Raw genomic sequence first — 8,297 nt, 5'->3', positions numbered from 1 at the left:
CTTATTCATTCTGTTTTCGATGAGGTCATCGACGACGGAGGGGTCTGCGAGTGTTGAGGTGTCTCCGAGGGCTCCGAAGTCGTCTTCGGCGATTTTGCGCAGGATGCGGCGCATGATCTTGCCGGAGCGGGTTTTCGGCAGGCCCGGGGCCCATTGGATCAGGTCCGGGGCGGCGATCGGGCCGATCTCGGTGCGGACCCAGGTGCGCAGCTCCTTGCGGAGCTCCTCGCTGGGCTCTTCGCCGTTCATCAGCGTCACGTAGCAATAGATGCCCTGGCCCTTGATCTCATGCGGGTAGCCGACCACGGCGGCCTCGGCCACCTTGGCATGGGCGACCAGCGCGCTTTCGACTTCGGCGGTGCCCATCCGGTGGCCCGAGACGTTGATCACGTCATCGACCCGGCCGGTGATCCAGTAATAGCCATCCGCGTCCCGGCGGCAGCCATCGCCCGAGAAGTAGTAGCCCTTGTAGTCGCTGAAATAGGTCTTCACGAAGCGCTCATGGTCGCCGTAAACCGTGCGCATCTGGCCGGGCCAGCTGTCCTTGAGGCAGAGCACGCCCTCGCATTCGGTCGTGGTGATTTCCTCGCCCGTGGTGGGCTCGAGCACGACGGGCTGCACGCCGAAGAAAGGCGTGGTGGCCGAGCCGGGCTTCAGGGCCGTGGCCCCGGGCAGCGGCGTCAGCAGGTGACCACCGGTCTCGGTCTGCCACCAGGTGTCGACGATCGGGCATTTGCCCTTGCCCACATGGTCATTATACCAGTTCCAGGCCTCGGGGTTGATCGGCTCGCCCACGGTGCCCAGCACTTTCAGGGTGCTCAGATCGCATTTCTCGACGAATTCCGGCCCCTTCGCCATCAGCGCGCGGATCGCGGTGGGGGCGGTGTAGAACTGGGTGACCTTGTGCTTGTCGCAGACCTCCCAGAAGCGGGACGCATCCGGATAGGTCGGCACGCCCTCGAACATCACCGTGGTGCCGCCATTGGCGAGCGGGCCATAGACGATGTAGCTGTGGCCCGTGACCCAGCCCACATCGGCGGTGCACCAGTAGATATCGCCCTCATGCACGTCGAAGACGTATTTCTGGGTCATCGCCGCATAGAGCAGGTAGCCACCCGAGCTGTGCACCACGCCCTTGGGCTGCCCGGTGGAGCCGGAGGTGTAGAGGATGAACAGCGGATGCTCGGCCTCGACCTCGACGGGCATGTGGTGGTCGGAGGCCTCCATGGCCATCTCGTTATAGTCGAAATCGCGCCCATCGACCCAGGTGGTCTGACCGCCGGTGCGCTTCACGACCAGCATCTTGACGCTGTCCTTGGTGTGCAGCAGAGCCGCATCGGCGTTGGATTTGAGCGGGGTCTGACGGCCGCCGCGCGGTGCGTAATCGGCGGTGACCACGACCTTGGCATCGGCGCCGTTCACACGGGCGGCCAGGGCGTCGGGGGAGAAGCCCGCAAAGACGATCGAATGGATCGCGCCGATCCGCGCGCAGGCGAGCATCGCATAGGCCGCCTCGGGGATCATCGGGAGATAGAGGATGACCCGGTCGCCCTTGCGCACGCCCATCTCCTCGAGAACATTGGCCATCTTGCAGACCGAGGCATGCAGCGCCTTGTAGGTGATGTGCTGGGCCGGCTCCTCGGGATCATCGGGCTCGAAAATGATCGCCGTCTGATCGCCGCGCGTGGCCAGATGCCGGTCGATGCAATTGGCCGCCACGTTCAGCGTGCCGTCCTCGAACCACTTCACATGCACATCGTCATGGGCAAAGGACGTGTCCTTCACCTTGGTGTAGGGCTTGATCCAGTCCAAAGACCGACCATGCTCCCCCCAAAAACCCTCAGGATCAGAAACCGACAACGCATACATCGCGTCGTACTTGGCGGCATCAATATGCGCAGACGCGGCGAATTCCGCCGGTACTGGCTTCACGATATCACCGCCTTCGATTGGTTTTTGCTCGGTCATCTGGCTCATCCCCTCCTGAGACACTGCGTCCACAATTCCTGACACAGGCGTAACACGCTTTGTGAAGCTCACAACAAGCTCCTGTTTTTGGGCAGTTTTTCTGTGAAGAAATTCCGGCGTGAAGGCCGAGTTTGTAAATTTTTTTGCGCAGCGGTGAATTTGGCTGCAATTCAAAGGGCTTGAGAGAAAAGTCAACGCGGCGAAGGCTTTGCAGCCGCGGATCGAAATATGGCGCGTTGCCGCAGTTAGGGCTAACGCGTCGGGCGCTTAAGTCGCATGTAAGGATTTCTGGGTATGCCCCCCGGAGGAAACCATGTTGATTTCAATCAATCGATTTCGGGCTGGAAACAGTTTTCGGGCAGGGGAAAAGCGAATCTGTCAGGTTCGCGAGACGGTGATTCAGGCGCGCCACCAGCGCTGACCCATGCGGGCATGGCCCGTGGACCAGGGTTGCGCCTGAGGCTCGGGTCGTCCGATCCAGTCCGCAACCACCAGATTGGCCTCGGAGAGCAGGGGCACGTAGTCCCGCTGCGCCGGGGTCTCCGAACCTGTGGTCGGCGCGGTGTCCTCGCCGCCAAAAAGCGACAGCAAGGTCCAGGCATGGGTCGGGCGCGTGGTCAGCCGGGCCACATGGAGGTCCACCGCCTGCCCGGGTTCCGCCAGCCGCATGGGATGGCCGAGCGCGGCCATCTGCTGACCGATCTGGGCGACGAGACGGGCGCCCTGCTCCCCCAGATCGCCATCAATCGAGAGGGTCAGGCCTCCGGGCGCCATCGCGCCGCCGGGCGCGGCCGGTGCCATGGGCATCGCCGCCAGGCACAGACGCGGATCACCGGCTGTCAGCGCCTGCCGGTCGAGCCCGTCATGGAGCGCGGCCATCACCGCGTCCGCGCGTTCCGCGGCACAGCCCACCCCGGGTGAAAAGCGCAGCGCATCCGTGGCCGGGATCGCGATGGTCTGGGCGCGATGGGCCCGTTCCAACCGCTCCGACAAGGGCTGCGGAAGGCGATCCACCACATCCACGCGGCCTTCGGCAAAGGCGCGGGCCCGGTCTTCGGCGCGGGGGATCACAAGGATCTCCACCGTATCGAACCAATTCCCCTGGCTCGTGCGTGGATGCCCGGGCACCCGCTCGACCAGAAGGCGGGATGCTCCGTCAAAGCTCGCCACACGGTAAGGACCCGTTCCTGCACCGCTGCGAAACACCTCCGCAGCGCTGTGGCGGGGCCCCATGATCAGAGCCGGATCGCTCAGCAGATAGGGGAAATCGGCGTTGGCCCGGTGGAGGACGACCTCGAACCGGTGCGGCCCGCGTAGGCGCATCTCGGCGATCAGGCTGCGGATGCCATAGCCCGCATCCCCAGGCGCCTTGTGCAGATCCAGGGACGCAATGGCGTCGGCGGCGTCAAAGGGATGCCCGCTGTGAAATCGTGCCTCGGGGTCGAGGTCGAGCGTCCAGACGCGTCCTGCCTCGGACGGGGTCCAGCTCGTGGCCAGCGCCCCGCGCAAAAGGCCATCGGGCGCGATCTCGGTCAGCGTGTCAAAGGCCAGTCCCGCGCCAGAGACCATCTGGAACAGCCCGGGCCCAAAGCGTGGATCCCAATGGGCCGGGGCCGGCCCGCCGCTCAGCCCGATCCGCAGCCGCCCGCCGCGCCGCGCCCCCGCGGCGACAGGCATGCCCCCTGCCGCAAGCAAGGCGGCGGCAAGACCGGTCTGCAGGAGTTTCCGTCGGGTGCTGTGATCCATGTCTCTCACGCGCGGCAATCGTTACAGGGCCATATAACGCTTTTTCAGATGATTCCGATAGATCACACCGCAGCGCGCCGTCCGTAGCGCAGCCGGTCCATCACCCGCACCAGTTCGGCACTGATCCCCGCCTCCGAGAGCGCATGCCCCGCCAGCGGGATCATCCGCAGATCCGCATGGGGCAAGGCATCGGCGATTTTCCAGGCCGAGGCCGGGGGACAGATCATGTCGAACCGCCCCTGCACGATGGTCACCGGCACACTCGCGATCTTGTGCAGATCGCGCAGGATCTGACCGTCCTCCTCCAGAAACCCCTTGTTGAGGAAGTAGTGGTTCTCGAGACGCGCAAAGGCGCGGGCATATTCCGCCGGGCTTTCGCCGGTCAGGCCTTCGGAATGGATCGAGGCCAGCGCGTTCTCCCAGGCGGACCAGGCCCGGGCAAAACGGGTCTCTTCCATCATGTTGCCGCAGAAGAGGCGCTTGTTATAGGCGCTGATCAGGTCGTCTCGCTCTTCCTCGGGCACGAGGGAGACGAAGCGTTTCCACACATCGGGCCAGAACTGTGCCGCACCGCCGCCATAGAACCAGTCGAGCTCGGCCTCGGTCATCAGGAAGACGCCGCGCAGGATCAGCTGTGTCACCCGTTCGGGGAAGGTCTGCGCATAGATCAGCGCAAGCGTCGCGCCCCAGCTGCCGCCGAACACGTCCCAGGCCGGGATGTCGAGGGTCTTGCGGATCGTCTCGATATCATCGACCAGATGCCAGGTCGTGTTGGACTCGACCGAGGCATGGGGTCGTGACCGTCCGCAGCCGCGTTGATCAAACAGGATGATGCGATAGCTGTCCGGATCGAAATAGCGCCGCATGGCCGGGCTGCAGCCACCGCCGGGCCCGCCATGGAGCACGACCACAGGCAACCCCTGGGGGTTCCCGCATTGCTCCACATAGATCCGGTGACCATCGGAGACGGGCAATACCCTCTGGTCATAGGGATCGAGGGGCGGGTACAGATACTCCGCCGCGCGTTTTTGGCTCGCCGCTCTGCTCATTACTGCCCTATATACAAATCGTCTCCACCCAGCCCATCCTTCGCAAGTTGCAACAGAGAAGTCCATGACAACCGTGACAGATACCGTCGATGCCTCCGAAGTCGCCAAGTTCGAGGCCATGGCAGCGGAATGGTGGGATCCGATGGGCAAGTTTCGTCCGCTCCACCTGATGAACCCGATCCGGCTGGACTACATCACCCGCCAGATCGCCGCGGAATACGGGCGCGATCTGAAGGATCCGGCGCCGCTCAAGGGCTTGCGACTCCTCGACATCGGCTGTGGCGGGGGGCTTTTGTCCGAACCCATGGCGCGGCTCGGGGCGACGGTGGTGGGCGCGGATGCCGCTGCGGGCAACCTGCCCGTCGCGCGCCTCCATGCGGAGCAATCGGGGCTCGAGATCGACTATCGCCACACCACGGCGGAGGATCTGGCAGCAGCAGGCGAGCAGTTCGACGCGGTGCTGAACATGGAAGTGGTGGAGCATGTGGCCAATCCGCAAAGCTACCTGAGCGCCTGCAACCAGCTGCTGAAACCCGGTGGGATCATGTGCTGCTCGACCCTGAACCGCACCCCTAAAAGCTTTGCGCTGGCCATTGTCGGGGCGGAATACGTCCTGCGCTGGCTGCCCAAGGGCACCCATGACTGGCGCAAATTCATCACGCCTGACGAGCTGTTCAAGCTGTTATCCGAGGCCGGGTTCCAGCCCGTGGACAAGAAGGGCTTCGTCTTCAACCCGATCGCACAGAGCTGGTCGATCTCCGAGCGGGATCTGAGCGTGAACTACGTCACCGCCGCCCTCCGCCCCATCGTCTGAGCCTGCGCAAAAAGGGTCGTACGACCAAAGTCAGGGCGACGGACACCCGCCGGGCTGCTACCCTTCTGTGCCAGAGGGGTTTGATATGCGACTTTTGACTCTGACAGTTTCGGCACTTCTTCTCGCAGGCGCGGCGTGGGCGGAGCCCCCGCAGACCGTCGAGGATGACCTCGGGATCCTGAACCCGCAGGATACGGGACGCGAGATGCTCACCCGCAAGATCGAGATGGGGGTGATCGATTCCGTGACCTGCTCGCTCGGCATCAACGTCACCAAGAACGACAATCACGAGCTTGCACGGCAGCTTACCCGGCGTTGCGCCGAGGCGGGCTATGCCAAGGCGATGACCTGGATGAGCCAGCTCGAGAACAACGGGCTGGGCGGCGACTACAACCCGGATGCCTCCGCTGAGTGGGACCGCAGAGCCGCGGAATCCGGCGATACGGTGGGCAAGTTCAACCACGGGCTCAACCTGATGCGCGGCCATGGCACGGCCCGCGACGAGGCGCTCGGGCGCAGCTATGTGGATCAGGCCGCCAAGGAGGGTCTGGAGATCGCCAAGCGCCTGCAGGGCGCGGATTACAACCTCGACGAGGTCACGCCAGACGCGGATAACTGGAAATACGGGCCGCTCTTCTAAGTGACCTGCTGCGCAGGGCCCACCCCCGACGGGAGCGGGCCGTGTTGTAGGTTCTAGCCGCGCTTGCGCCGGACCAGCCCCAGGGCCAGCAACCCTGCGCCCAGCAATGGCAGACCCGCGGGGAGCGGGATCGGCGCGACCTCCTCCCCATTAAACAGAACCTCTCGGATCTCGATCCGCGAGTTGTTCAGCAGGCTCAGCACATCCAGTTCCACTTTGCTGACGCCAAGAACCTCACCGGCGAACTCATAGGTCTCACCCGCCACCTGTCCGACCGGCGCGATGAACACGGCAGAGGTGGAGATCAGCGCATCCGCCGCATCGAAGAAGCGCAGCTGAAACGTCTCGACCCCTTCGGCCAGCACATTGAGATCGTTGAAGAGGGTGAAGCTCTCCAGATTGAACTCTCCGATCAGGTCCAACGTGATGGTGCCCGTGACACCGGTCTGCCCGGCAAAGCCGTTGAAGTTGGAGCTGTCACCATCGGCAATCTCGGCAATGTTCGCGCCGAAGCCTGCGCAGATGGCCTCGCAGATGGGGACATCCGTGGAGGCGGTGATCTGGGTGGGCCCCTCGATCGTGGCCGCGCTGGCGGCTCCAGAGACAAAAGCCAGCAAGGCGGCGGCGGCAATAGGGGCGAAACGCATCAAGTAAACTCCTAAAATCTTCCAAAGGCGAGACTAGGGCCCAGCCACAAACCTGACAAGAATTAGGCGCCGTGCTGCCACAATAGGCAGTGCACACAAAGACAATCCCCCGCCTGTCGCCAAGCGGGGGATGATCGGGAAACGATAGGGTCGGTCAGTCGAGACCCATGCAGCTCGCGTAATAGGTCACGGTCGCGGGCCAGTCGGAAAAGATCCCCTCGACCCCCACATCCTGCGCCAGCACATCGATCAGCTCATACATCACACCATCGCTTGTGGTGAGATCGGAGATCGACTGGTAGTACCAGCCGCCCCCAGCGGCCAGCGGGCCGGAGCGTTCGATGGTCCAGGTGATGATCTTCAGCCCGGCGTCCTTGGCCTCCAGCGCGAGGGTGGAGGGTACGATCCCATCATCCTCGGAAGTGGTCACGAGCATCCAGGTCGGCGGGGCGATGTAGTTGATGCCCATCGCCTTGAGTTCGGCCATAGTGTTCGGCCAGGTGGCGGCATCCATGGGCGAGTAGCCGTCGATGTTGTACTCATCCATCAGATAGACCGCCTGGGCGCCAAACTCGGGCTCGGCCTCGATCCAGTACCGGATATCTTCGAGGTTGAAGCTCTGCAGCCAGACATCGGAGGCCGGGATCCCGGCGGCCTTGTACTCATCCACCAGCTTCTGGGCATAGTCCTGCTGGGTGAATCCGTTGAAGGGCATCTCCACCGAGGGGGTCTTCAGCTCGGGCGTGAACTTCGCGCCGAGGCTTTTGAAGAGCGCGATGGACTCGGCATGGGTCATGATCCCCGTGGGCTCGCCCGCATAGAGATCCGTGCGCCAGCCCGCAGTCCCGTCGAGATAGCCTTCGACCGTGGTGGCGGCGCGGTTGGCGGCGTCCATCTTGGGAGTAAGCGTGCGGAATTCGGCCAGCGTCAGTTCCGAGGTCCGGCACTCCGCCGCGGCCGGGCTGTCGCCATCGGCCGGCGTGAACGGCGTCACGCAGGTCTCGGCCAGTGGCGTGGCGAGGATGTTGGTGGTCGTGTGCAAATCGTTCTGAGCGTGGCGGCAGACCAGCTCCAGATCCGATGTGAAGGTCACGTCACATTCGAGGATCCCAGCCCCCATCCGCGCGGCGGCCACGTTGGATTCCACCGTGTGCTCAGGAAACTGCATCGGCGCGCCCCGGTGCCCGATGGAAAAGAGCGTCCGCTTCGGCTCCTGACCCATGCAGGCAGCGAGTTGATCCTTGAGCGGGCTCTCGACCATCCGATCGATCAGGTAATATGGGCGCGGGCCCAGTTCGATGACATCCGCCATCTCGGCCAGCGCTGGTGCGGTGGCGAGTGCGGTCGAAAGAAGTGTCACAATACGCAGCATTCAAATCCCCTGTCTTGGTGCGACGCTCAGGTTTGAACGCCTCGGTGTGACGGGCAGGTGA

7 protein-coding genes are annotated in these 8,297 nt (G+C 63.8%); 2 read left to right on the top strand and 5 right to left on the bottom strand.

Annotation, left to right across the window (positions count from 1 at the left end; translation table 11 throughout):
- From acs to pip, 3 genes are all read right to left on the bottom strand, one after another.
- On the bottom strand, nt 1–1,968 hold a 1,968-nt coding region (gene acs / locus ACP153_RS17280; RefSeq protein WP_424972262.1), incomplete at its 3' end, for an acetate--CoA ligase.
- Between the two features lie 399 nt (nt 1,969–2,367).
- Nucleotides 2,368–3,714, bottom strand: coding sequence for an ABC transporter substrate-binding protein (locus tag ACP153_RS17275; RefSeq protein WP_424972261.1), 1,347 nt, complete (start codon nt 3,712–3,714; stop codon nt 2,368–2,370).
- 62 nt (nt 3,715–3,776) lie between these two features.
- Complete coding sequence (pip, locus tag ACP153_RS17270; RefSeq protein WP_424972260.1) at nt 3,777–4,763, bottom strand: prolyl aminopeptidase; 987 nt, start codon at nt 4,761–4,763, stop codon at nt 3,777–3,779.
- Between the two features lie 64 nt (nt 4,764–4,827).
- On the opposite strand from pip, the gene ubiG reads away from it, so the two are divergent.
- Entirely contained in the window at nt 4,828–5,577 is a 750-nt protein-coding gene (gene ubiG, locus ACP153_RS17265; protein ID WP_424972259.1) for a bifunctional 2-polyprenyl-6-hydroxyphenol methylase/3-demethylubiquinol 3-O-methyltransferase UbiG, read from the top strand.
- Between the two features lie 85 nt (nt 5,578–5,662).
- Complete coding sequence (locus ACP153_RS17260) at nt 5,663–6,217, top strand: tetratricopeptide repeat protein (RefSeq protein WP_424972258.1); 555 nt, start codon at nt 5,663–5,665, stop codon at nt 6,215–6,217.
- Between the two features lie 53 nt (nt 6,218–6,270).
- Here the strand turns inward: ACP153_RS17260 and ACP153_RS17255 are convergent, their stop codons facing one another.
- Both ACP153_RS17255 and ACP153_RS17250 read right to left on the bottom strand, forming a co-directional pair.
- Entirely contained in the window at nt 6,271–6,864 is a 594-nt protein-coding gene (locus ACP153_RS17255; RefSeq protein WP_424972257.1) for a VPLPA-CTERM sorting domain-containing protein, read from the bottom strand.
- A 154-nt stretch (nt 6,865–7,018) separates the two neighbouring features.
- Nucleotides 7,019–8,236 (bottom strand): glycerophosphodiester phosphodiesterase family protein, encoded by a 1,218-nt coding sequence (locus tag ACP153_RS17250; protein WP_424972256.1) that lies wholly within the window; start codon nt 8,234–8,236, stop codon nt 7,019–7,021.
- Nucleotides 8,237–8,297 lie beyond the last annotated feature (61 nt).

The organism is Dinoroseobacter sp. S76 (assembly GCF_049801095.1).
Classification (GTDB): domain Bacteria; phylum Pseudomonadota; class Alphaproteobacteria; order Rhodobacterales; family Rhodobacteraceae; genus Dinoroseobacter.
Note: the sequence above shows the minus strand (reverse complement) of the source record. Positions and strands in the feature narration are given on the sequence as shown.